This is a genomic window from Microbacterium sp. GCS4 (assembly GCF_001262495.1).
Lineage (GTDB): Bacteria > Actinomycetota > Actinomycetes > Actinomycetales > Microbacteriaceae > Microbacterium.
Genome location: NZ_LGYE01000002.1, coordinates 555,155 through 579,269 on the forward strand (window position 1 = coordinate 555,155; position 24,115 = coordinate 579,269).

Genomic DNA, 24,115 nt, shown 5'->3' on the forward strand with positions numbered 1-24,115 from the left:
ATGGCACTCCTCGATACCGACACCGCGACCGTTCCCCTCGGCGGACCCGACCTCCCTCAGGAGCGTCGCCTGGTCCCAGAGCTCCCCGGACCCCGCTCGGCCGAGATCCTCGCCCGCAAGGCCGAGGCCGTGCCCGCCGGTGTCGGCCACACCGTGCCCGTCGCGGCCGTCGCCGCCGGTGGTGGCGTCGTGGTCGACGCCGACGGCAACTCGCTGATCGACCTCGGCTCCGGCATCGCCGTCACCACGGTCGGCAACGCGCACCCGAAGATCGCCGCAGCCGTCGCAGCCCAGGCCGCGCAGTTCACGCACACCTGCTTCATGATCTCGCCGTACGAGTCGTACATCGAGGTCGCAGAAGCCCTCAACCGCCTCACGCCGGGCGACTTCGCCAAGAAGAGCGCGCTGTTCAACTCCGGCGCGGAGGCCGTCGAGAACGCGATCAAGATCGCCCGCAAGCACACGGGGCGCCAGGCCGTCGCCGCCTTCGACCACGGCTACCACGGACGCACGAACCTCACGATGGCGCTGACCGCCAAGTCGATGCCGTACAAGAGCGGCTTCGGACCCTTCGCGCCCGAGGTGTACCGCGCGCCGATGTCCTACCCGTTCCGCGACGGCCTGACCGGGCCCGAGGCCGCTGCCCGCGTCATCCTGCAGCTCGAGAAGCAGGTCGGCGCCGACAACCTCGCCGCCGTCATCATCGAGCCCATCCAGGGCGAGGGCGGGTTCATCGTCCCGGCCGACGGCTTCCTCCCGGCCATCCTCGACTGGTGCCGCGAGAACGGCGTGGTCTTCATCGCCGACGAGGTGCAGACGGGCTTCGCCCGCACCGGCCACATGTTCGCGAGCGAGATCTTCGGCATCGAGCCCGACCTCATCACGACCGCCAAGGGCATCGCGGGCGGCCTGCCGCTCGCGGCGGTCACGGGCCGCGCCGAGATCATGGACGCCTCGCACACCGGCGGCCTCGGCGGCACGTACGGCGGCAACCCGATCGCCTGCGCCGCCGCGCTCGCCGCGATCGACGTGTTCGAGAACGACGGGGTCATCGAGCGGGCGCAGGAGATCGGGACGATCCTCCTCGGCCGCCTCACCGAGATCCAGGCGAAGGACGCCCGCATCGGCGACATCCGCGGACACGGCGCGATGATCGCGGCCGAGTTCGTCGACCCCGAGACCAAGGCTCCGGATGCCGCGCTCACGGCGGCGGTCGCGAAGGCTGCGATCGCGAAGGGCGTCATCGTCCTCACCTGCGGGACGTACGGCAACGTCATCCGCTTCCTCCCGCCGCTCGCGATCGGCGACGACCTTTTGAACGAGGGGCTCGACGTCGTCGCGGAGGCGCTCGCGTCCGCCTGACCTCCGGCCGCGCGGCGGCCGGCACACACGTCCGGTCGCGACTCGTATCGGGGGATTTCGAGTCGCGACCGGCACATTCTTTCCAACGAAGGAGAAGCAGATGGCTGAGATCACCCGTGACGTGCTGATCGTCGGAGCCGGGGCCGCGGGCCTCACGGCCGCGAACGACCTGCGCAAGGCCGGCCTGTCGGTCGCCGTGCTCGAAGCGCGCGACCGCGTGGGCGGCCGTCTGTGGACCGACGTGATCGAGGGTGCGATGCTCGAGCTCGGCGGCCAGTGGGTGTCGCCCGACCAGGATGCGCTCAAGGACACGATCGCCGAGCTCGGCCTCGAGACCTACAGCCGCTACCGCGAGGGTGACAGCGTGTACGTCGGCCCCGACGGCCAGGTGCACCGTTTCACGGGCGAGATGTTCCCCGTGTCGGCGGAGACCGAGAAGGTCATCGCCGAGATCACCGAGCGTCTCGACGCGATGGTCGCCGAGATCGACCCCGACCGTCCCTGGGAGCACCCGCAGGCGAAGGAGTGGGACTCCGTCACGTGGGACGCGTGGCTGCGCGCGCAGACCGACGACGACGAGGCCGTGCGCAACCTCGCATTCGCGACCGGGTCCGCGATGCTGACCAAGCCGACGCACACGTTCTCGCTGCTGCAGTCGCTGCTCATGGCGGCATCCGCCGGGTCGTACTCGAACCTCGTCGACGCCGACTTCATCCTCGACAAGCGGGTCGTCGGCGGCCTGCAGCAGGTGCCGATCCTGCTCGCCGAGCGCCTCGGGGAGGACGTCCTCCTGGGTCAGCCCGTCCGCACGCTGGAGTGGGGCGCCGACGGCGTGACCGCCACGACCGACGAGATCACGGTCCGCGCGCGCTTCGCGATCCTCGCGCACGCCCCCGTGCTGTACGACCGCATCTCCTTCGTGCCGCCGCTGCCGCGACGTCAGCACCAGCTGCACCAGCACCTCTCGATGGGCTTCGTGATCAAGGTGCACGCGGTCTACGAGACGCCGTTCTGGCGCGAGCAGGGACTCAGCGGCACCGCCTTCAGCCCTTACGAGCTCTCGCACGAGGCCTACGACAACACCAACCACGGCGACGAGCGCGGCACGCTCGTCGGCTTCGTCAGCGACCAGAACGCCGACGACCTGTTCGCGCTGTCGGCCGAGGAGCGCAAGGAGCGCATCCTGGAGTCTCTGTCGCACTACTACGGACCCGAGGCCAAAAACCCGGTCGTGTACTACGAGAGCGACTGGGGCACCGAGGAGTGGACGCGCGGCGCCTACGCCGCGAGCTTCGACATGGGCGGTCTGCACCGGTACGGCGCCGACCTGCGTGCCGCGGTGGGCCCGATCCACTTCGCGTGCAGCGACATGGCGGGAGCCGGCTACCAGCACGTCGACGGCGCGATCCGCATGGGTCACCTCGCGGCCGCCAACATCGTCGAGTCGACGAGGGATGCGGGCGACACGGTCGAGGCCGTCTGATGTCGGGGTCGATCGTCGTCGGCTACACCGCGACGGATGCCGGAGCGGATGCCGCGGCGCTCGGCGCCCGGCTGGCCCGCAGCCTCGGTGCGGTGCTGCGTCTCGTGATCGTGCTGCCCTCGGAGGGGACGCGGAATGCCGCGGTCGCCCCGGAGCGCGCTTACGAGGACCATCTGCGTCGTCAGGCCACGCAGTGGCTCGAGGAGGCCGTCACCGGTCTCCCGCAGGAGCTCGTGCGCACCGGGCACGTGCGCTTCGGCGAATCCTTCGCCGAGGGTCTCATCGCCGCGGGCGAGGAGTTCGGCGCCCGGCTGATCGTCGTCGGCGCGGCCGGGGGGTCGCTGTTCGGGCGTCACCGTCTTGGCAGCGTGGCTTCCGAGCTGCTGCACTCCTCGACCATCCCGGTGGCGCTCGCCCCCGCCGGCACCTCCACGCAGGACGACCACGTGCTGCCGCGCGTGACCGTGGCCGTGGGCACACGTCCCGGTGCGGAGAACCTGCTCGACGAGGCGGCGGCGGTCGCGGGCGACGCGCACGTCGCGCTGCGTCTCGTCTCGCTCGTGCCGTTCGACGTGCCGCCCGGTCTCGACACGGGGTCGATCCGCCTCGTGGGCGACGAGCACTCTCGTGAGGTCCTCGCGGTCGCACAGGGGCTCCTGCCCGAGACGGTCGACGCTTCGGTACAGGAGGCTCACGGCGACACCGTTGAGGACGCGGTCGCGCACCTCGACTGGTTGCCGGGTGAGATCGTGCTCGTGGGATCCAGCCGTCTCGCTCAGCCCCGCCGGCTGTTCCTCGGGTCGACCGCGGCGAAGATGCTGCACGAGTTGCCCGTCCCCATGATCGTCGTCCCGCGCACCCGCGCCGAAGCAGGAGTCCGCTGATGAGCAGCTCGAACCGGGCGACGGAGCCCGCATCCGGCGTGACGACCGGCATCTCGCAGAAGGGCCTGAGCGTCGGCACGGTCGGCGTGATCGGCGCCGTCGTGATCGGCGTCTCGACGATCGCCCCCGCATACACGCTCACCGCGTCGCTGGGCCCGACCGTCGCGGTGGTCGGCACGCAGGTCCCCGCCATCATCCTCGTCGGCTTCATCCCGATGCTGCTCACGGCGTTCGGCTACCGCGAGCTCAACCGGGAGATGCCCGACTCCGGTACCTCGTTCACGTGGGGCGTGCGGGCCTTCGGACCGTGGATCGGCTGGATGACGGGGTGGGGCCTCATCGCCGCGACCGTGATCGTGCTGTCGAACCTCGCCGGCATCGCGGTCGAGTTCCTGTTCCTGCTGATCGCGCAGCTGTCGGGCAACCCCGGCATCGCGGACCTCGCGTTCAACCCGTTCATCAACGTCGTCGTGTGCCTGCTGTTCATGCTCGGCGCGACCCTCGTGTCCTACCGCGACATGCAGACCACGCAGAAGTTCCAATACATCCTCGTGGGCTTCCAGGTGCTCGTGCTCGTGGCTTTCGCGACGGTCGCGATCGTCAAGGCCGTGACCGGGGACGCCCCCGACCCGACGCCGTTCTCGTGGTCGTGGTTCAACCCGTTCGAGGTGCCGACGTTCAGCGCCTTCGCGGCCGGGCTCTCGCTGTCGATCTTCATCTTCTGGGGCTGGGACGTCGTCCTCACCATGAACGAGGAGACCAAGGATCCGGCGAAGACCCCGGGTCGCGCCGCCATGGTCACGGTGTTCGTGGTCGTGAGCCTGTACCTGCTGCTCGCGATCGGGCTCATCATGTTCGCGGGCGTGGGCGACGGCGAGCTGGGCCTCGCGAACGAGGGCATCTCGGCGAACGTGTTCTTCGCGCTGTCCGACCCGATCCTCGGGCCGCTCGCCTTCCTCGTGTCGCTCGCGGTGCTGTCGAGCTCGGCCGCATCGCTGCAGTCCACCGCGGTCGGACCTGCGCGCACCCTGCTCGCGATGGGCCACTACGGCGCGCTGCCGAAGCAGTTCGCGAAGGTCAGCCCGCGGTTCTTCACACCCGGGTACTCGACCATCGTGTCGGCGGTCGTCGCCTCGGTGTTCTACGCCGTGATGCGCCTCGTCAGCGAGAACGTCCTCACCGACACGATCCTGTCGCTCGGCATGATGATCTGCTTCTACTACGGCCTCACCGCGTTCGCCTGCGTGTGGTACTTCCGCAAGCAGTGGTTCGACTCGACGCGGAGCTTCTTCTTCACATTCCTGTTCCCGCTCGTCGGCGGCGCCATCCTCGCCGTGCTGTTCGTCACGACCCTCATCGACTCGATGGACCCCGCCTACGGCAGCGGATCCAGCATCGGCGGCGTCGGCCTCGTGTTCGTGCTCGGCGTCGGGATCATCGTGGTCGGCATCGCCGTGATGATCTGGCAGTCCATCAAGCGACCCGCGTTCTTCCGCGGCGAGACGCTCGGGGCCGACGCCCCGCCGAGCCTCCGTCGCCGCTGAGCCCCCCGCACTCTCCCGCCCCCGTCCCCACAGAAAGCGAATCCATGAGCACTCAGACAGAGCAGGCGCTGCTCGACAGCATCCCCACCGGCCTCTTCATCGGCGGCGAGTGGATCGACGGTGAGACCGGCGCGACCTTCGACGTCACGGACCCTGCGACGGGCGCCGTGATCAAGACGATCGCCGACGCGACGCCGGCCGACGGCATCCGCGCCCTCGATGCCGCGGTCGCCGCGCAGGATGCCTGGGCCGCCACGGCACCGCGCACGCGCAGCGAGATCCTCCGGAAGGCGTTCGACCTCGTGCAGGAGCACAAGGAGGACCTCGCGCTGCTCATGACGCTCGAGATGGGCAAGCCGCTCGCGGAGGCGCGCGGCGAGGTCGGCTACGGCGGCGAGTTCCTGCGCTGGTTCAGCGAGGAGGCCGTGCGCATCAGCGGCCGCTACGGCATCAACCCGGAGGGCACGGGCCACATGGTCGTCTCGCAGCGCCCGGTCGGGCCGTCGTTCTTCGTGACGCCGTGGAACTTCCCCTTCGCGATGGCGACCCGCAAGATCGCGCCCGCGCTCGCCGCCGGCTGCACGGTCGTCATCAAGCCCCCGGCACTGACCCCGCTCACCACGATCTTCTTCACCACCCTGCTCGAGAAGGCCGGCTTGCCTGCGGGCGTCGTCAACGTCGTGCAGACGTCGAAGTCGTCGGCGCTGTCGGCCCCGATCATCGCCGACCCGCGACTGCGCAAGCTGTCGTTCACGGGCTCGACCGAGGTCGGCCGCAAGCTCATCGCCCAGGCCGCCGAAGGCGTGCTGCGCGTCTCTATGGAGCTCGGCGGCAACGCGCCGTTCGTCGTGTTCGACGACGCCGACCTCGACAAGGCCGTCGACGGCGCACTGGCCGCGAAGTTCCGCAACATCGGCCAGGCGTGCACGGCCGCCAACCGGTTCATCGTGCACAAGGACGTCGCGGGGGAGTTCGCCAAGCGCGTCACCGAGCGCGTCGAGGCTATGAAGATCGGCCGCGGCACCGAGGAGGGCGTCACGATCGGACCGCTCATCGACACGGATGCCGTCGCCAAGGCCGAGGAGCTCGTGGGCGACGCCGTCGAGCGGGGCGCGACCCTGCTCGCGGGCGGCAAGGCGCTCGAGGGCACCGGCACGTTCTACGAGCCGACCGTGCTGACCGATGTGGTCGCCGGGTCCGCGATCCTCCGTGAGGAGATCTTCGGTCCGGTGCTCGCGATCGCGACCTTCGAGACCGAGGAGGAGGCCGTCCGGCTCGCGAACGACACCGAGTACGGACTCGTGTCGTACGTCTTCACCGAGAACCTGCAGCGCGGCCAGCGGATGATCGCCGGCCTCGAGACGGGCATGATGGGACTCAACGTGGGCGTGGTGTCGAACGCGGCAGCCCCCTTCGGCGGCGTCAAGCAGTCCGGCGTCGGCCGCGAAGGCGGCTTCGAGGGCATCCATGAGTACCTGTCCACCAAGTACACGCTGATCCCGGTCTCCTGACCCACCTCCGGTCGTTGAGCGACACTTCGACTCGCTTCGCTCGCTCAGTGCGGGTCTCCGCGAGACGAAACGCGCTCAACGACCGGGATCCGAATGAGAGGACGAAACCATGACCGACTACGCCGTCATCAACCCCGCCACCGGAGAGACGCTGAAGTCCTTCGACACGTTCACGGATGCGCAGATCGAGGATGCGGTCGCCGCGGCCGACACCGCGCACCGCGAGTGGTCGCGCTCGTCGACCGTCGCCGAGCGTGCCGCGCTCGTGCGCCGCATGGCCGAGCTGCACCGCGAGCGCCGGGAGGAGCTGGCCGACGTCTTCGTGCGCGAGATGGGCAAGCCGCGCGAGGCCGCTCTGGGCGAGGTCGACTTCGCCGCCGACATCGCCGAGTACTACGCCGACCAGGCCGAGGCGATCATGGCCGACCAGCCGATCGCGATCCTGGGCGACGGCTCGGCGATCATCCGCCGCTCGTCGCTCGGGCCGCTCGTGGGCATCATGCCGTGGAACTTCCCGGCCTACCAGATCGTGCGCTTCGCCGCCCCGAACCTCATCGTCGGAAACACGATCCTGCTGAAGCCCGCACCCCAGTGCCCGGAGTCCTCGTCGGCGATCGCCGCGATCTACCGCGACGCCGGGTTCCCGGAGGGCGCGTACCAGAACGTGCTCGCCACGAACGAGCAGATCGCGACGATGATCGCCGACCCGCGCGTGCAGGGCGTCTCGCTCACGGGCTCGGAGCGCGCAGGCGCAGCCGTCGCCGAGATCGCCGGCCGCAACCTCAAGAAGGTCGCGCTCGAGCTCGGCGGCTCCGACCCGTTCATCGTGCTCTCGACCGACGATCTCGACGCGACCGTGCAGGCCGGTGTGGACGCCCGCCTCGATAACAACGGACAGGCGTGCAACGGCGCCAAGCGCTTCATCGTGGTCGACGGTCTGTACGACGCGTTCGTCGAGAAGTTCACGGCCGCGATGGCCGCTGTCGAGGCGACCGACCCGATGCTCGACGACACCGTGCTCGGCCCTGTCTCCTCCGAGACCGCGGCTGAGAACCTGCAGAAGCAGATCGACACGGCCGTCGCGCAAGGGGCGACGCTGCTGACCGGCGGGACCCGCGACGGGGCGTTCTTCGCGCCGACCGTGCTGACCGACGTCACGCCCGAGATGGACGTCTACCGTGAGGAGCTGTTCGGCCCGGCTGCCGTCGTCTACCGCGTGGCCGACGAGGACGCGGCGGTCGACCTCGCCAACGACACGACCTTCGGTCTCGGGTCGTACGTCTTCACGACCGACGCCGCGCAGGCCGAGCGCGTCGCCGACCGCATCGAGGCCGGCATGGTCTACGTGAACCTCGTGCTCGCCGACAGCCCGGAGCTGCCGTTCGGCGGCATCAAGCGCAGTGGCACGGCCCGCGAGCTCGGACACCTCGCGGCCGACGAGTTCGTCAACAAGAAGCTCATCCGCATCGGCTGAGCGGGCGCAGTACGAGGGGGCGGGTGCTGCGGCATCCGCCCCTCTCGCGTTCCCGGGCGCGCGTCTGCCGCGTGCCCCAGCGGACACGGCGAGGGATGTCCTCAGTCGGCCTGGTCGAGGTGGGCGAGCACGGCCAGCACCCGACGGTTGACGCCGGAACCCGCGGCGAGCCCGAGCTTCGTGAAGATCGTGTTGATGTGCTTCTCGACGCCGCTCTGGCTCACGAACAGACGCTCGGCGATGCTCGCGTTGCTGTGCCCCTCGGCCATGAGCTCGAGGACGGCGGCCTCGCGCTCGCTGAGATCGCCCACGCCCTGATCGGGGCCGGACCGGTCGGCGATCAGACGTCGGATCACCTCCGGGTCGAAGGCCACCCCGCCCTCCGCGACCCGCACGATCGCGTCGAGGAAGCCCGCGATGTCGGACACGCGGTCCTTCAGCAGGTAGCCGACCCCGCCGCGGCCGTCGAGCAGCAGCTCGCTCGCGTAACGCCGCTCGACGTGCTGGGACAGCACGAGCACCGCCACCGACGGATGCTCCCGCCTGATGCGCAGCGCGGCGCGGATGCCCTCGTCGACGAAGTCGGGCGGCATCCGCACGTCGACGATCACGAGGTCGGGCTCGTCGCTCGCGAGCGCGGCCATCAGGGACTCGGCGTCGGCCACGGAGGCGACCACCTCGTGCCCCTCGGCGGCGAGCAGCTGCACGATGCCCTCGCGGAGCAGCGTCGAGTCCTCGGCGATCGCTATCCGCACGGGATCACCGCCTCGACCACGGTCGGGCCGCCGAGCGGACTCCGCACGTCGAGTCGCCCGTCCCGCGCCGCGACTCGGGAAGCGATGCCCGACAGGCCCGTGCCCGCGGCATCCGCCCCGCCGACGCCGTCGTCCTCGATCGTCACGGCGAGCATCCCGTCCCCGGCGCGCACCCGGATCGTGATCGCGGAGGCGTGCGCGTGCTTGATGGCATTGGTCACGGCCTCGCTCGCCACGAAGTAGGCGGCGGTCTCGGCGGCACGGTCGGTGATCGGCGCCGGGTCGACCTCGAGATGCACGGGCATCGCGACGCGGTCGCGCAGCGACTGGAGGGCGGCGGCCAGGCCGTCGCGCTGCAGCATCTCCGGGTAGGTGCGCCACGCGACGTCGCGCAGGTCGTCGAGGATGTGCTGCGTCTCGTCGCGCGCCGTCCGCAGCAGGGGAGCGCCGTCGGACGCGCCGGAGCGCTCGACGCGGGCGAGCAGGATCGAGAGCGCGACGACCCGCTGCTGCACCCCGTCGTGGATGTCGCGCTCGATGCGACGTCGCTCGGCGTCGACGGCATCCACGACCTCGTCGAGTGTGGCGTGCAGGCGCACGACCTCCTGCGAGAGCTCGCCGGCTCCTGGGCGCTGGAACGCGTCCCACATCCGGCGTTCGAGCCAGGCGATGCCGCCGAGGCCCGAGAGCGCGAGGAACAGCAGCACGAGACCCGGCACGACGAACAGGCCGATGGTCGCCCAGGTCACACGCCCCGGCCGGGCGCTGAACAGATCGACGGGACCACCCGTGGCCGCCGCGACGAGCATCTGCACGCCCACCACGACGCCGGCGCCGATCAGCAGCAGGATGCAGAGCACGACCAGCTGCAGCAGGGCGGACACCGCGAGCAGTCCGCGGGTGCGTCGCGCTCTCGGAGGCGTGCGGCGGGGGATGCCGTCGATCCGCGTCAGCCGTGCGGCGAGGGCATCCAGCACGCGAGGGGCCGGCGGGCGCGGGGTCGTGGCGACCGCGACGAGAGCGGCGGGCAGCATCAGGATCCCGGAGGCGGTTCCGCCCAGCATCCGCAGCACGTCCCGCACGAGGGGGCGGGGGTGGGGCGCGGCGTCAGCGGACGTCATACTGCCATTCTGCCGGTCAGGCCGTGGGAGTGCCCTGCACGCGCGCCCGCACCCGCATCACGACGAACACCGACACGGCGGCGATCACGGCCGCCACGACCACGAGCTGCAGGCCGTCGGCGTACTGCTCGATGCGGTGCCACTGCTCGCCGAGCAGGTAGCCGGCCATCACGAAGACCGTGTTCCAGATCGCGCTGCCCGCGGTCGTGAGCAGGGTGAAGCGGAGCAGCGGCATGCGCTGGATGCCCGCGGGGATCGAGATCAGGCTGCGGAAGATGGGGATCATCCGCCCGAAGAACACGGCCTTCGACCCGTGCTTCGCGAACCACGCCTCGGCGCGATCGACGTCGCTGACCTTCATGAGCGGCACCCGGTCGACGATCCGCCGCAGGCGCGCAGGTCCGAGCCAGGCGCCGAGACCGTACAGGGCGAGCGCGCCGACGACCGAACCGACCGTGGTCCAGAGGAGCACCTCCCACAGCACGATCGATCCCTGGCTGGCGGTGAAGCCGGCGAGCGGCAGGATGACCTCGCTGGGGATCGGCGGGAACAGGTTCTCGATCGCCACCGCGACGCCCGCCCCGATGCTGCCGAGCGTCTCCATGAGGGCGATCGCCCAGTCCGCGAACAGGCCCAAACCCTCAGAAGTGTCCATGTTCTCGACGCTACGCACGCGGACGGATGCCGTCACTGCGGCTGCCCCTCGACCGAGGTGCGGAAAACCGGAAGAGCGAGGCGGCCCGCTCGCCTCGGGGTCGCGACGCGGGCGTAGGGTCGAAGCATGGCCACGGTTGCAGAGAACATCGTCAGGACACTGGGCGCCAACGGGATCGAGCGGGTCTACGGACTTCCGGGCGACTCGCTCAACGGCTTCACCGACGCGCTGCGCAAGGACGGGAGCATCCGCTGGGTGCACGTGCGGCACGAGGAGTCGGCGGCGTTCGCCGCGGCGGCGGATGCTGCGCTCACGGGCGACCTCGCTGTCGTCGCAGGCTCCTGCGGGCCGGGCAACCTGCACCTCATCAACGGCCTCTATGACGCCAACCGCTCGCGCGTGCCCGTGCTCGCGATCGCCGCGCACATCCCGACGAACGAGATCGGCACGGGGTACTTCCAGGAGACGCATCCGCAGGAGCTGTTCCGGGAGTGCAGCGTGTACGTCGAGTACGTCGCCGACCCGAAGCAGATGCCCCGTCTGCTGGAGATCGCGATGCGCGCGGCGATCGAGCAGCGCGGCGTCGCGGTGCTCGTGATCCCCGGCGACGTCGCGCTCGCCGACATCGCAGACGACCGCGCCGTGGTGATCGAGCGCACGCGTCCCGTGGTGGTGCCGAGCGGTGACGAGCTCGAGCGTGCGGCGACTCTGCTGAACGCATCCCGCAAGACGACGATCCTCGCCGGCGCGGGCGTCGAGGGCGCGCACGACGAGGTGGTCGCCCTCGCCGACCGTCTGGGTGCCCCGATCGTGCACGCCCTGCGCGGCAAGGAGTTCATCGAGTACGACAACCCCTTCGACGTGGGGATGACGGGACTGCTCGGCTTCGCGTCCGGGTATCGGGCGATGGAGGCGGCGGACACCCTGCTCGTGCTCGGCAGCGACTTCCCGTACGAGCAGTTCTACCCCGAGCACGCCACGACGATCCAGGTCGACATCCGCGGCTCGCAGCTCGGCAAGCGGCATCCGCTCGATCTGGGTCTCGTGGGCGATGTCCGGGCGACCGTCGATGCGCTGCTTCCGCGGCTCGCCGAGACGTCCGACCGCGGACACCTCGACGACGCGACAGCGCACTACCGCAAGACCCGCGCGAAGCTCGACGACCTCGCGACCCCGACGAAGAAGGGGAGGCCGATTCACCCGCAGTACCTCGCCCGGCTCCTCGACGAGCAGGCGGCGGATGACGCGATCTTCACGGCCGACGTCGGATCGCCCACCGTCTGGGCGGCGCGCTACCTGTCGATGACGGAGGGACGCCGGCTCATCGGGTCGTTCACGCACGGCTCCATGGCGAACGCGCTGCTGCACGGCATCGGCGCACAGGTCTCGCACCCCGACCGACAGGTGGTGGCGCTCGCCGGAGACGGCGGCCTCGCGATGATGCTGGGCGAGCTGCTCACGCTCACGCAGAACCGACTGCCCGTGAAGTCGATCGTCGTGAACAACTCCTCGCTGAACTTCGTCGAGTTGGAGATGAAGGCCGCGGGTTTCGTGAACTTCGGCACCGGTCTCGACAACCCGAGCTTCGCGGCGATCGCCGAGGCCATGGGCATCTTCGCCCGGCGCGTGGAGAACAGCGAGGACCTGCCGGCCGCGCTCGCTGAAGTGCTCGCGCACGACGGACCCGCCCTGCTCGACGTCGTCACCGAGCGTCAGGAGCTGTCGATGCCGCCCGCCGTCGAGGCGGCGCAGGTCAAGGGTTTCGCGCTGTACGCGATCCGCACGGTCATGTCGGGCCGCGGCGACGAGCTGCTCGACCTCGCTCGGGCGAACTGGCGCCAACTGCTCTGAGGCAGTGCGGCGGCCTCGGCGCGAACCGGGCCTCAGCTGTCGAGCGGCGCCCGCACCTCCGCGGCGTCGCCGTGGCGGCCGAGCGCCTCGAGCACATCGCCGAGCTCCAGAGCCGCGACCTGCCGCAGGGGCGGATGCTCGGCGGCGTGCTCGATCGCGCTGCGATAGACCGGTACGGCATCCGACGGACGCTCGTTCGCCGCGAGCAGCCGGGCCGCGAACAGCTCCGAGCCTCCGGCCGAGTCCGCATCCCCGATCCCGGCGAACGCGTCCGCGGCGGTGAGGGCCGCGGCGACGGCCTCGTCGATCCGGCCGAACGACGCGAGCGCGCGTCCACGGGAGTCCTGCACGTCGGCCGCCAGCCACCCGGCCTCGTGCTCCTGCGCCAGCTGGGCGACCTCGTCGAGCAGCGCGAAGGCCCGCTCGTCCTGGCGCGCGCCATAGGCCTGCGCGAGGTTGTGCAGCACGTCGGCGCGAGCTCCGACGGCATCCGGGGCGGTGCGGACGATCTCCGAGGCCGCCTCCAGTGTCGCGATCGCCTCGTCGTGCTCCTCGAAGCGCGCCAGGATCTTGGCCCGCTCCGTGAGCACCACGGCCTGGTCTGCGGGCTCCCCGCCCTCGCCGAACAGCTCCGCCGCATAGCCGAACGCGCCGACCGCCTGCCCGAACTCCCCGGATGCCGCGAGAGCGCGTGCGAGCATCGACGCGGTCATCGCACGCGATGCCGCGGGCACCTCGTCCTCCTCCTCGCGCTGCAGCACCGTGCCGAACAGCTCGGCCGCTTCCTCGGCGTCGCCCTGCGCGAGCATGGCGCGCGCGAGACGGAAGTCCGCTCCGGCCCGGTCGCCGCCCTCCTGCGCGACGAATCGCGCAGTCACGCGGTAGCGCGACACGGCCTTCTCCGCATCGCCCGCGTCCTCCCACAACGCGCCGGCGAGCAGGTGCGCCGCGCCGAGCGCCGTCGTGGCGCCGAGGCCGGCGAGCAGGCGGCAGGCCTCGTCGGCATCCGTGGCGCCGCCCGCGAAGTCATCGCGCCCGCCGCGCACCCGGGCGCGCGTCTGCAGCGCCTGCGCGCGGTGTCCCTCGCTGAGGTCGTCCTGTGAGAGGAAGCGGTCGAGCAGCGCCGACGCCGCCTCGATGTCGCCCTTCTGCAGCACGGCGGTGATCGCGATCAGCGTGGTGGTGTTCGACAGGCGCGCATCCTCGGCCTCGGCGAAGGCGCGGGCCGCGATCTCGGCCATGTCGAGCGCGGCATCCGGCTCTTCGGCGTGCATGTGCATCGACGCACGGCTGATCGCCAGGTCGCCGCGCGACCACGCCGGGAGGGATGCCGCGGCGGCGAGTTCGTCTTCGAGCGCCGCGGCCGTCTCGGGCGTGCGCAGGCCGAAGGTCGCGAGCCCCAGGCGCTGCTCGAGGTCGGCCTGCTCGGGCTTCCCCGCGGCGCGGAGCGCCTCGATGCGGGCGGGGAGGATCTCGCGAGCCTCGTCGGCCCGGTCCAGCGCGATGAGGATGCCGATGCGCATCGACAGGAGCTGCGACAGCTTGGCGGGGTCCTCGACCTCGAGCGCCTTCGGCAGAGCCTCGAGCGTCTCGTGCTCGGCGCCGAACTGCGCGAGGTTCATGGCCCGCTCGAACCAGCCGTCGGCGTCGGTGGGTGTCGTCGCGTCGGTCGTAGCGACGAACGCGTCCGAGCGGATCGGCACGTCGTAGCTCGTGTCCTCCAGCGCACGGAGCCGCGCGAGGCTGCGGGCATGGCCGTCGGTGCCGTCGCGGCGGTCGAACTCGGCTCCGATGCGCTCGGCCGCCGCCCACGCCGCTGCCGCGAGCGAGGCCGCATCCCACACGCCCTCGTGGGCGCCGAAGAACGCCGCGAGAGCGGGGGCATCGGCGCCTCGCACGGGCGTCTCCCCGTGCCCGACAGCGGTGACCCGGTCGAGCGCGACGGCGATCGCACCGAGGGCGGCGAAGTGCGCGTCGACGTTCAGCCCGTCATGTGCGAGCCAGGCGATGTGACGCTCGACCATCGCGAGGGCGCGCGCCTCGTTGCCGGTGACGGCTGCGAACACGATGTTGTTCGCGACGATGCGCAGGTTGTCGGCGTTGTCCTTCGCGAGACGGTAGCTGCGCAGATGCGCGCTCTTCGCCTCGTCCAGCCGGCCGGCGCGCAGGTAGGGGAGGAGCGCGCGCGACAGGGCGTGCTCGGGCTCCTCGCCGCAGGAGAAGCCGCCCTCGAGCATCTCCTCCACGAGGCGGATCGCGTCGGCGTCCCTGTCGGTCTCCGCGAAGAATCCGGCGAACTGGCTGCGTCCGCACGCGTCGCAGTGGCTGTGCTCGTCGCGGGGCGTCGCCTCCAGCTGCACGCGCAGCGCCTCGGCGTCGTCCAGGCGTCCGGCATCCCAGGCGTCCTCGAAGCGTGCCGTCAGGACGCCGCTCTGCCCGAGGCCCGCCGCGCGGTAGTGCGACTCCATGTCGTCGAGCACGGCAGCGATCTGCTCGACCGAGAACGCCGGCGAGGAGCGCAGCGCCGAGGCCATCCACTTGAACTGCCACATGAGGTCGGCGCCGCCGTACTCGAGGTCGGCGGGGAAGCGCTGCGGATCGGCATCGTGCCGGGCGAGGCACCACGCGAAGGAGTTCAGCATCACATCGGTGGCGCCGTTCATGTTCGCGGACGCGGTCTGCCGCATGCGCGCCTCGTACTCGAGACGCTCGTCGCCGAGCTCGACCGCCAACGCCACGGCATCCGCCACCAGAGCCTGCTCCGCGGGGCCCCACGGCGTGCGGTCGATCTCCTCGATCAGCTGCGCGAAGCGCTTCTTCGGACGTGCCATGCGTGGTCCCTTCGGAGGATGCGGGTCAGACGGCGTCGCCGAAGGAGACCGCGTCCCCCTCGATGCCGGCCGAGAGCGAGACGAGGTCGGTGAGCGCCGAGGTCATGAGCGCACGGTCGGCATCGGTGAGCGGATGGTGTCCTGCGAGGAGCGCCTGGATGTAGAGCAGCTGCACGGTGCGGGAGAACACCGCGTCGTCCTGCACGCGGACGAGCGCCCGGACGACGCGGTTCGCCCAGTTGAGGCACAGGCGCGCGCTGAGGTCGTCGTCGCGCGAGGCGGAGATCGTCGCGTCGATGCGGTCGAGCACGCCGCCCCACAGCGACCCCGTGATGCCCTTGGTGCGTCCGCGGTCGATGCGCCGGAGCACCTCGGGGTCTGCGACGTACAGGGCGGCGAGCTCGGGCTGGTCGATCGAGCGCACGGTGACGGCGCAACCGGATGCCGCGAGCACGGCGCCCGCCCGCGACTCGAGAGCCACCGCGGCGTCGCGGTCGTCGAGAGGTGGCGGGTCGAGCCGGTCGAGCTCTCCGGTCACGTCGACCGCCTCGACCGTGACCTGCGGGTAGAGCTCTGGCAGCATCCGCACGAGGTCGGAGTCGTACAGGTAGCCGCCGTTCACCAGCACCTCGGATGCCGGGGAGATGCCGGCCACCTGCCGGAACTCGTCCACGGTCTGCGCGAACCGCACGTGGGGGTAGCGCTCGACGAGGTCGCCGATCCGCATCGTGCCGTGCGTGGTCTCGAGCGTGAGCCATCGCGTGATGAACCGCGCGAGCTCCTCGTCGTGGCGCACGAGGGACTTCAGCCCGACCTCGTGGATCGCGACGAACTGCGCGAGTCGGTGCGGTTCGCGCAGCCCGAGCTCGAGAACCCAGCGGCGGATGCCGGCGCCGAGCTGTTCGCGCACCCGTTCGAGCGAGGCGTCCTCGACGAGCGACTCTCGGCTCGCGGTGGGGGAGAGGCCCGTCGAGTCGATCACGGCGCGCACGAAGAACGCCCAATCGGGGAGCACGTCGTCGACGCGCTCGCCCAGCAGCATCCGTCCGAGGTACATCCGGGTGGCCTGCCGCGCGCCGGGTGGGGGAGCGAAGGGGAGCACGTAGGCGAGGCCGCGTGTGCCGGTCGCCGGCTCGCTCAGCTCGATCACATCGAGCGGGGAGGCGCCGAGCAGGTCGCGCCCGTACTGCACGGCGGCATCCGGGTCGTCGCCGGGGTCGAGGAAGGGCGCGGTCCGCGTGAGGTCGACGTCGCCGCCCTGAGCGTCCAGCGTGACCCGCACCGGCAGGAACTCCGCGAAGGTCGTGGCGAGCTCGCGCACCGCGGGCGCGCGGAGCAGCTCGTCGGCGTCGAAGCGCGGCACCAGGTGCACGCTCGTTCCGATCGGGAGGTCGTCGTCGATCTCGGTCACACGGAACGTGCCGTCCGCGCTCCCGGACCACTCGACGGCCGGGCCGCCGCGGGCGCTGCGGGAGCGGATGACGATCGTGTCCGCCACCATGAAGCAGCTGAGCAGTCCGATGCCGAACTGGCCGAGGTAGTCGCTGCGGGGCAGGTCGAAGATGTCGCGCTTGGAGCTGCGTCCGACGGTCGCGAGCAGATCGGCGACCTCGGACGCGGTGAGGCCGACGCCGTCGTCGCGGAGCACGAACTCCCCCGTGGCCTCGGAGAGGGGCGTGATGCGGATGCGACCGCCCTGGCCGTCGAGCTCGCGCCGCGCCGTGATCGCGTCCCGCGCGTTCTGCAGGAGTTCGCGGAGGTAGACGCGAGGGCTGGAGTAGATGTGCCGGCTGAGCAGATCGACGACCCCGCGCAGATCCACCTGGAACTGCTGCACCTCAGCGCTCACCGGCATCCCTCCTGTTGCTCCGCCCGCCGAGCCTAGCAACTGTGCCGATGGCGCCGCCGGTTCGGCAGGGCGCGACGGATGCCGTATGCTGGACCAGCAGTTGTTGTCTGCATTCTTTCGCCGTGCCCCGGATCTCAGGACTCGGAACGGTGGCAGGATGGGACGACACCCCGAGGCCTCCAGGTCTCTAGGGCGGTAGCTCAATTGGCAGAGCAGCGGTCTCCAAAACCGCAGGTTGCAGGTTCGATTCCTGTCCGCCCTGCGCGTCAGTGCAACGCTGGCACACGAAAGGTACATTCAGGATGGATCAGGACGAACCGCGCGGCGAGGTCGTCGCGGCCGGCGCCACCCGCGAGAAGAGCGGCAACGCCTTCTCCCGGTTCTTCGGGGGCATCGCCCTGTTCTTCCGCCAGGTCATCGCAGAGCTTCGCAAGGTCGTCACGCCGACTCGCAAGGAGCTGGTCAAGTTCACCGCGGTGGTGCTCGTCTTCGTCATCATCGTCATGGGCATCGTCTACGGACTCGACACTCTGTTCGCATGGGTGACGCACATCGTGTTCGGGGTCCCCGACGCGTGATGCCCTGCGGCCCTGGCTGCAGTGATTGGAAAGAGACAACGTGTCTGAACGATATTCCGACGACGCCGACTGGGCGACCGCCGCAGAGCAGTCCAGCGAGGAGGACGAGGCCCAGGAGGGCAACGTCCTCGCCGCTGAAGAGCGCTCCGTGACGTCCGCCGAGCACGTCGCCCTCCACGTGGAGGACGAGGACGGCAGCGACGACGCCGGCGCAGACGACGACACCGACATCGAGATCGACGACCCGGAGGCTGACGCGATCGTGAACGACGCCCTCAACCTGGACGAAGCAGCGGAGTCCGAGGCTGCCGCAGAGGTCCTCAACGACGCCGTGGCGGAAGACACCGCGGAGCAGGCAGCCGAGGCGGCCGACGAGGTCACCCCGTACGACGGCCCGGACGTGAACGGCGAGGACGACCGTCCCGCGGCCGAGTCCGACGAGGACGCCGACGAGTCCGAGGAGGACCCGTACGAGGCATTCCGCATGGACCTGCGGATGCTGCCGGGCAAGTGGTACGTCATCCACTCGTACGCGGGCTTCGAGCGCAAGGTCAAGGCGAACATCGAGCAGCGCAAGTCGACGCTCGAGGTCGAGGACGAGATCTACCAGATCGAGGTCCCGATGGAGGACGTCGTCGAGATCAAGAACGGCCAGCGCAAGATGGTCACCCGCGTGCGCATCCCCGGCTACGTGCTGGTGCGCATGGAGCTCACCGAGGACACCTGGTCGGTCGTCCGCCACACGCCCGGCGTCACCGGCTTCGTGGGCAACGCCCACAACCCGACGCCGCTGCGCTTCGAAGAGGCCTTCAACATGCTGAAGTCGCTCGTCGAGGTCAAGGACGTGCCGACCGCCAAGAACATCGCGGCCAAGGGCGGCGTCGCCGTCGCCCGTCCGCTGCCCGCCGAGGTCGACTTCGAGATCGGCGAGACCATCACGATCAAGGAGGGTTCGTTCGCGGGTCTTCCCGGTTCGATCAGCGAGATCAAGCCCGAGAGCGGCAAGCTCACGGTGCTCGTCTCCCTGTTCGAGCGCGAGACCCCCGTCGAGCTGTCGTTCGACCAGGTCACCAAGATGATCTGACGCTCCGCGTCGCACGAAGAGGCCGTCCCGTCGGGGCGGCCTCTTCGCGTTCCCGGGCGCACGGGAGATGGAAAACGTCGCGGAAAGCATCCGTTCCCGAGCGTTTTCCATCCATCGTCGCATCGGGTAGACTGTTGTGGTTTGTGCGCCGCTTTTGCGTGCGCTCAGACGACCACGGTCCGGAGATGCCGGCTCTGTGGGAGAAGCGGATGCTCCGGCATCCGATTCGACGAAAGGAAAGAGAATGGCACCGAAGAAGAAGGTGACCGGCCTGATCAAGCTTCAGATCAACGCCGGTGCAGCCAACCCGGCGCCGCCGATCGGCCCCGCGCTCGGTCAGCATGGCGTCAACATCATGGAGTTCTGCAAGGCGTACAACGCCGCGACCGAGTCGCAGCGCGGCAACGTCATCCCCGTGGAGATCACCGTCTACGAGGACCGCAGCTTCACGTTCATCCTGAAGACCCCGCCGGCTGCGGAGCTCATCAAGAAGGCCGCCGGCGTGCCCAAGGGCTCGTCGACCCCGCACACCGTCAAGGTCGCGAAGATCACCAAGGACCAGGTCCGTCAGATCGCCGAGCAGAAGCAGGCCGACCTGAACGCGAACGACATCGAGGCCGCCTCGAAGATCATCGCCGGCACCGCCCGTTCCATGGGCATCACGGTCGAGGGCTGAGGAGAATAATCATGGCTACCAAGTCCAAGGCTTACAAGGCTGCCGCCGAGAAGATCGAGGCAGACCGTTTCTACACCCCGACCGAGGCTGTGACCCTCGCGAAGGAGACCGGCTCGTCGAAGTTCGACGCCACCGTCGAGGTCGCGCTCAAGCTCTCCGTCGACCCGCGCAAGGCGGACCAGATGGTGCGCGGCACCGTCATCCTCCCGCACGGCACCGGCAAGACCGCCCGCGTCATCGTGTTCGCCACCGGCCCCGCGGCCGAGGCAGCGATCGCCGCAGGTGCAGATGAGGTCGGCGGCGCCGAGCTCATCGAGAAGGTCGCCGGCGGCTGGACCGCGTTCGACGCGGCCGTCTCCACCCCGGAGCTCATGGGCCAGGTCGGTCGTCTCGGCAAGGTGCTCGGCCCGCGTGGTCTGATGCCGAACCCGAAGACCGGCACGGTGACCCCGAATACGGCGAAGGCCGTCGAGGACATCAAGGGCGGAAAGATCGAGTTCCGCGTCGACAAGCACGCCAACGTGCACTTCGTCGTCGGCAAGGCGTCGTTCTCGGCCGAGCAGCTCGACGAGAACATCAAGGCCGCTCTCGAGGAGATCGTCCGCCTGAAGCCGTCGAGCTCGAAGGGCCGTTACATCCAGAAGGGCGCCGTGTCGACCACGTTCGGCCCCGGCATCCCGCTGGACGTCAACGCCATCTGAGCATGACCCTGGAAAGGCCCCCGCGCATCGCGCGGGGGCCTTTCTCGTGCCTCGGCCCGCTCGCTGCGACATGCGACGTCATCTCGACTGGGATGCCGGTGCACAACGCGCGTAGGGTGAGGGAGTCCCGCGCGTCACAGCATCCGCGCCACCGCACCCCAGGAGGGTAACCCCATGTCCCGTCGTCTCATCGCCGTCACCGCTCTCGTCCTCGGCGCCGCCGCCCTCACCGCGTGCAGCGGCAGCACGGCTCCGGCGGAGTCCGAATCCTCGCAGGAGGCCGGCGACGACTACGGGCTCGTGACGGGCGGCACGCTCACGGTCGCCACCGAGGGCACCTACCGCCCCTTCAGCTTCCACGACGACAACGGCACCGGCCCGCTCACCGGGTTCGACGTCGAGATCATCCAGGCCGTCGCCGACAAGCTGGACCTGAAGGTCGATTTCCAGGAGACGCAGTGGGACGCGATCTTCGCCGGACTGGATGCCGGCCGCTTCGACGTGATCGCGAACCAGGTCAGCATCAACGACGAGCGTGAGGAGAAGTACCTGTTCAGCACGCCGTACACGGTCTCGCCCGGCGTCATCGTCGTGAACGAGGACGACGACTCGATCTCGTCCTTCGCGGACCTCGCCGGCAAGACGACCGCGCAGTCGCTCACGAGCAACTGGTACGACCTCGCGACCGAGTCCGGTGCGAAGGTCGAGGGCGTCGAAGGGTGGGCGCAGGCCGTCGAGCTGCTGCGTCAGGGCCGTGTCGACGCGACCGTCAACGACAAGCTCACGTTCCTCGACTACGAGACGACCAACAAGGACTCGGGTCTGAAGATCGCCGCCGAGACGGACGAGGCCGGCGAGCAGGCGTTCGTGTTCACGAAGGACAAGACCGCGCTCGTCGAGGCCGTCGACAAGGCCCTCGAGGAGCTGCGCGCCGACGGCACTCTCGCGAAGATCAGCGACAAGTACTTCGGCGAGGACGTCACCCAGTAACCGGGCGACGCCGCGACCCATGGACACTCCCTGGCAGCTGTTCCTCGACTCCCTCGGGCCGATCGCCCTGGCGGGGCTGACAGCGACCGTGCCGCTCGCGTTCGTGTCGTTCGCGCTCGGGCTCGTGATCGCGATCGTGGTCGCGCTGATGCGCATCTCGGTCAACCCGATCGTGTCGAACGTCGCCCGGTTCTACATCTCGGTGATCCGCGGCACGCCGATGCTCGTGCAGCTGTTCGTGATCTTCTACGGGCTGCCGTCGATCGGACTCAAGCTCGACCCCTGGCCGAGCGCCATCATCGCGCTGTCGCTCAACGTCGGCGGCTACGCGGCGGAGGTCGTGCGCGCCGCGATCCTCTCGGTGCCGAAGGGTCAGTGGGAGGCTGCCTACACCGTGGGCATGAACCGTACGCACACGCTGACGCGCATCATCCTGCCGCAGGCTGCGCGCGTGTCGGTGCCGCCGCTGTCGAACACGTTCATCTCGCTGGTGAAGGACACGTCGCTCGTCTCCCTCATCCTTGTGACCGAGCTTTTCAAGGTGGCGCAGCAGATCGCGGCGACGACCCTGCAGTTCATGACGATCTACCTCGCGGCCGCGCTCGTGTACTGGGTGTTCTGTCTCGTGCTGTCGTTCGGGCAGAGCGCCTTGGAGAGGAGGCTGGACCGCCATGTCGCCCACTGACCCCCGACCCGCAGGTGAGGCGCTGCTCACCGCCCGCGGCCTGCGCAAGAGCTTCGGCGACAACGAGGTGCTCCGCGGCATCGACGTGACCCTGCACCGCGGCGAGGTGGTGGTGCTGATCGGGCCCAGCGGTTCGGGCAAGACCACGGTGCTGCGCTCGCTCAACGGACTCGAGACGCCGGATGCCGGGACGCTGGAGGTATCCGGTGGGCCTGCGATCGACTTCGCCTCGGCGGGGAGGGGGAGTGCCCGCGAGCAGAAGCAGAAGCGCTACGCGCTGCGCGACCGCTCAGCGATGGTGTTCCAGCAGAACAACCTGTTCCCGAACCTCACGGTGTTGGAGAACGTGATCGAGGGGCCGTGGCGGGTGCAGAAGCGCCCGAAGGCCGAGGTCGTCGCCGAGGCGCGCACGCTGCTCGCCCGGGTCGGCCTCGCCGACAAGGAGGGCGCCCGCCCGCACGAGCTCTCGGGCGGACAGCAGCAGCGCGTCGGTATCGTGCGCGCACTCGCGTTGCGCCCCGATCTGCTCCTGTTCGACGAGCCGACCAGTGCGCTCGACCCCGAACTCGTCGGAGAGGTGCTGCTCGTGATCAAGGAGCTCGCCGACGAGGGGTGGAGCATGGTCGTCGTGACCCATGAGCTGAGCTTCGCGCGCGAGGCCGCCGACCGGGTGCTGTTCCTGGACGGCGGTGTGGTCGTCGAGGAGGGCCCGCCCGCGGAGATCTTCGGCGCACCGCGTCACGAGCGCACGCAGCGCTTCCTCACCCGCATCCTGCGCCCGCTCGACGGCGACTGACGGCGGCCCGGCCCGGTCACCAGGGGCGACCATGCAGGTCCACATCCCCTTCGGGCCATTCGGACGCATCCCGTGACGCGGAGCAGATCATGATCGGCGAGTCGTCGCGCTCCCGCACCCGTCGTCCGGCGAGGTCGTCGTGGTACTCAGTCGGGCTGATGCGCACCCAGCCCGCGCGCTCGTAGAACGGCACGACGCTCGGGGCGCATCCGAGGTAGCCGAACTCGGCGTCGGCGTCGATCATCGCGGCTCGGAGCTCGCGCAGCACCCGTTCGCCGCGTCGGGCACCGCGAGCCGACGGTGCGACGAGCATCCCGCCCGTTCCTCCGACGACGACCGTGCGGTCACCGACGGTGATCGCACGCCTCTGGAATCCGACGTGGGCTAGAACGGGGTCGTCGCCGTCGATCACGTGCACATCCGCCGGGGCGTAACCATAGGGCGCATCCGGATCCCACTCGCCGTGCGAGCGACGGTACTCCGCGTCGAAGAGTGTGCGGAGACCGGAGACGTCGCTCGGGGACAGGTGGTCGTGAGGGATGCAGCGAGGGTCGGACATTGTCGTCGTATCGTATCCGCCGCGCGGACTGGTTGTACGTCAGGCGAGGACCGGCAGCACGAGACTGATCGCGAGCGCGATCATGACGACCGCGATGATGCCGTCGAGCATGCGCCAGGAGCGCTCGGTGCGCAGCCAGCGACCGAGGAAGCGCGCCCCGAAGCCGAGGGCCGTGAACCACAGGATGCTCGCGGTGACCGCTCCCGCCGCGAACAGCCAGCGCTCCTCGCCGTGCGTCGCGGCGATCGAACCGAGCATCAGCACGGTGTCGAGGTACACGTGCGGGTTGAGCCAGGTGAGGGCGAGCACCGTGAGGAGCACGGGGGCCAGGCGACTGCTGGTGCGCGTCGCTGCGGAGATCCCGCCGCCGGACTGGTCGACCGGCTCCTCATCGGCAGCCTCCACGCGCAGCTCCTCGCCGCCGCGCCACGCCCTGCGGGCCGCCAGCACGCCGTAGGTCGCCAGGAACAGCGCACCCGCCCAGCGGGCGACGACCACGAGCCAGGGCGCGGCCGAGATCACGAAGCCGAGTCCCGCGACGCCTGCGACGATCAGTACGGCGTCGGACAGCGCGCAGACGATCACGACGGGCAGCACGTGCTCGCGGCGGATCCCCTGGCGCAGCACGAAGACGTTCTGCGCGCCGATGGCGACGATGAGGGAGAGTCCGAGTCCGAGACCCGAGAAGACCGAGAGCATGCCTCCACGCTAGGCATCGGTGAGCAT

21 protein-coding genes and 1 tRNA gene are annotated in these 24,115 nt (G+C 70.0%); 15 read left to right on the top strand and 7 right to left on the bottom strand.

The window, feature by feature from the left end:
• The 6 genes from gabT (at position 1) to AKH00_RS09920 (ending at position 8,258) form a co-directional block, all read left to right on the top strand.
• Entirely contained in the window at positions 1-1,362 is a 1,362-nt protein-coding gene (gabT, locus tag AKH00_RS09895; RefSeq protein WP_050722537.1) for a 4-aminobutyrate--2-oxoglutarate transaminase, read from the top strand.
• 100 nt (positions 1,363-1,462) lie between these two features.
• A complete protein-coding gene (locus AKH00_RS09900; protein ID WP_050722538.1) occupies positions 1,463-2,845 on the top strand; it encodes a flavin monoamine oxidase family protein in 1,383 nt (460 codons plus the stop codon).
• On the top strand, positions 2,845-3,729 hold the full coding sequence (locus AKH00_RS09905; protein ID WP_050722539.1) for a universal stress protein: 885 nt from the start codon (positions 2,845-2,847) through the stop codon (positions 3,727-3,729). The genes AKH00_RS09900 and AKH00_RS09905 overlap by 1 nt, the downstream gene beginning before the upstream one ends.
• Entirely contained in the window at positions 3,729-5,273 is a 1,545-nt protein-coding gene (locus AKH00_RS09910) for an APC family permease (RefSeq protein ID WP_050722540.1), read from the top strand. Before AKH00_RS09905 ends, AKH00_RS09910 begins: the two co-directional genes overlap by 1 nt.
• Positions 5,274-5,317: 44 nt before the next feature.
• The gene (locus AKH00_RS09915; RefSeq protein ID WP_050722541.1) at positions 5,318-6,784 is read left to right on the top strand and encodes an NAD-dependent succinate-semialdehyde dehydrogenase; all 1,467 of its coding nucleotides are present in this window, start codon (positions 5,318-5,320) and stop codon (positions 6,782-6,784) included.
• Positions 6,785-6,893: 109 nt separating this feature from the next.
• Positions 6,894-8,258 carry an NAD-dependent succinate-semialdehyde dehydrogenase gene (locus tag AKH00_RS09920; protein ID WP_050722542.1) on the top strand — a complete coding sequence of 455 codons (1,365 nt, stop codon included), beginning with the start codon at positions 6,894-6,896 and terminating at the stop codon, positions 8,256-8,258.
• A gap of 101 nt (positions 8,259-8,359) precedes the next feature.
• Here AKH00_RS09920 and AKH00_RS09925 read toward each other — a convergent pair whose 3' ends face one another.
• The 3 genes from AKH00_RS09925 to AKH00_RS09935 are packed head-to-tail and all read right to left on the bottom strand — an operon-like array spanning position 8,360 to position 10,789.
• Positions 8,360-9,013, bottom strand: a complete 654-nt coding sequence (locus AKH00_RS09925) for a response regulator transcription factor (RefSeq protein ID WP_050722543.1) — start codon at positions 9,011-9,013, stop codon at positions 8,360-8,362.
• Complete coding sequence (locus tag AKH00_RS09930; protein WP_050722544.1) at positions 9,004-10,134, bottom strand: sensor histidine kinase; 1,131 nt, start codon at positions 10,132-10,134, stop codon at positions 9,004-9,006. The genes AKH00_RS09925 and AKH00_RS09930 overlap by 10 nt, the downstream gene beginning before the upstream one ends.
• Before the next feature lie 16 nt (positions 10,135-10,150).
• Positions 10,151-10,789 carry a DedA family protein gene (locus AKH00_RS09935; RefSeq protein WP_050722929.1) on the bottom strand — a complete coding sequence of 213 codons (639 nt, stop codon included), beginning with the start codon at positions 10,787-10,789 and terminating at the stop codon, positions 10,151-10,153.
• Between the two features lie 126 nt (positions 10,790-10,915).
• Between AKH00_RS09935 and poxB the strand changes: the two genes are divergently transcribed.
• Positions 10,916-12,640 (top strand): ubiquinone-dependent pyruvate dehydrogenase, encoded by a 1,725-nt coding sequence (gene poxB, locus AKH00_RS09940; RefSeq protein ID WP_050722545.1) that lies wholly within the window; start codon positions 10,916-10,918, stop codon positions 12,638-12,640.
• Between the two features lie 32 nt (positions 12,641-12,672).
• Here the strand turns inward: poxB and AKH00_RS09945 are convergent, their stop codons facing one another.
• Together AKH00_RS09945 and AKH00_RS09950 are read right to left on the bottom strand one after the other, a co-directional pair.
• Positions 12,673-15,471: a tetratricopeptide repeat protein gene (locus AKH00_RS09945; protein ID WP_050722546.1), complete on the bottom strand. Its 2,799-nt coding sequence runs from the start codon at positions 15,469-15,471 to the stop codon at positions 12,673-12,675.
• 25 nt (positions 15,472-15,496) lie between these two features.
• Positions 15,497-17,320 carry an HSP90 family protein gene (locus AKH00_RS09950; RefSeq protein ID WP_161804387.1) on the bottom strand — a complete coding sequence of 608 codons (1,824 nt, stop codon included), beginning with the start codon at positions 17,318-17,320 and terminating at the stop codon, positions 15,497-15,499.
• 189 nt (positions 17,321-17,509) lie between these two features.
• Between AKH00_RS09950 and AKH00_RS09955 the strand changes: the two genes are divergently transcribed.
• The 8 genes from AKH00_RS09955 (at position 17,510) to AKH00_RS09990 (ending at position 22,830) form a co-directional block, all read left to right on the top strand.
• Positions 17,510-17,582 (top strand) — tRNA-Trp (locus tag AKH00_RS09955).
• Positions 17,583-17,622: 40 nt separating this feature from the next.
• Positions 17,623-17,898 (top strand): preprotein translocase subunit SecE, encoded by a 276-nt coding sequence (gene secE, locus AKH00_RS09960; RefSeq protein ID WP_050722548.1) that lies wholly within the window; start codon positions 17,623-17,625, stop codon positions 17,896-17,898.
• Between the two features lie 40 nt (positions 17,899-17,938).
• Positions 17,939-18,982: a transcription termination/antitermination protein NusG gene (gene nusG, locus AKH00_RS09965; RefSeq protein ID WP_050722549.1), complete on the top strand. Its 1,044-nt coding sequence runs from the start codon at positions 17,939-17,941 to the stop codon at positions 18,980-18,982.
• Positions 18,983-19,226: 244 nt separating this feature from the next.
• Positions 19,227-19,658 (top strand): 50S ribosomal protein L11, encoded by a 432-nt coding sequence (gene rplK / locus AKH00_RS09970; protein ID WP_050722550.1) that lies wholly within the window; start codon positions 19,227-19,229, stop codon positions 19,656-19,658.
• Between the two features lie 11 nt (positions 19,659-19,669).
• Entirely contained in the window at positions 19,670-20,359 is a 690-nt protein-coding gene (gene rplA, locus AKH00_RS09975) for a 50S ribosomal protein L1 (RefSeq protein ID WP_050722551.1), read from the top strand.
• Positions 20,360-20,533: 174 nt separating this feature from the next.
• Positions 20,534-21,349, top strand: a complete 816-nt coding sequence (locus tag AKH00_RS09980; RefSeq protein ID WP_050722552.1) for an amino acid ABC transporter substrate-binding protein — start codon at positions 20,534-20,536, stop codon at positions 21,347-21,349.
• Positions 21,350-21,368: 19 nt separating this feature from the next.
• Entirely contained in the window at positions 21,369-22,034 is a 666-nt protein-coding gene (locus tag AKH00_RS09985; RefSeq protein WP_050722553.1) for an amino acid ABC transporter permease, read from the top strand.
• Positions 22,021-22,830 carry an amino acid ABC transporter ATP-binding protein gene (locus AKH00_RS09990; RefSeq protein ID WP_050722554.1) on the top strand — a complete coding sequence of 270 codons (810 nt, stop codon included), beginning with the start codon at positions 22,021-22,023 and terminating at the stop codon, positions 22,828-22,830. The genes AKH00_RS09985 and AKH00_RS09990 overlap by 14 nt, the downstream gene beginning before the upstream one ends.
• Positions 22,831-22,846: 16 nt before the next feature.
• Here the strand turns inward: AKH00_RS09990 and AKH00_RS09995 are convergent, their stop codons facing one another.
• Positions 22,847-23,389 (bottom strand): GNAT family N-acetyltransferase, encoded by a 543-nt coding sequence (locus AKH00_RS09995; RefSeq protein WP_050722555.1) that lies wholly within the window; start codon positions 23,387-23,389, stop codon positions 22,847-22,849.
• Positions 23,390-23,428: 39 nt separating this feature from the next.
• On the bottom strand, positions 23,429-24,088 hold the full coding sequence (locus AKH00_RS10000; RefSeq protein ID WP_050722556.1) for a LysE/ArgO family amino acid transporter: 660 nt from the start codon (positions 24,086-24,088) through the stop codon (positions 23,429-23,431).
• Positions 24,089-24,115 lie beyond the last annotated feature (27 nt).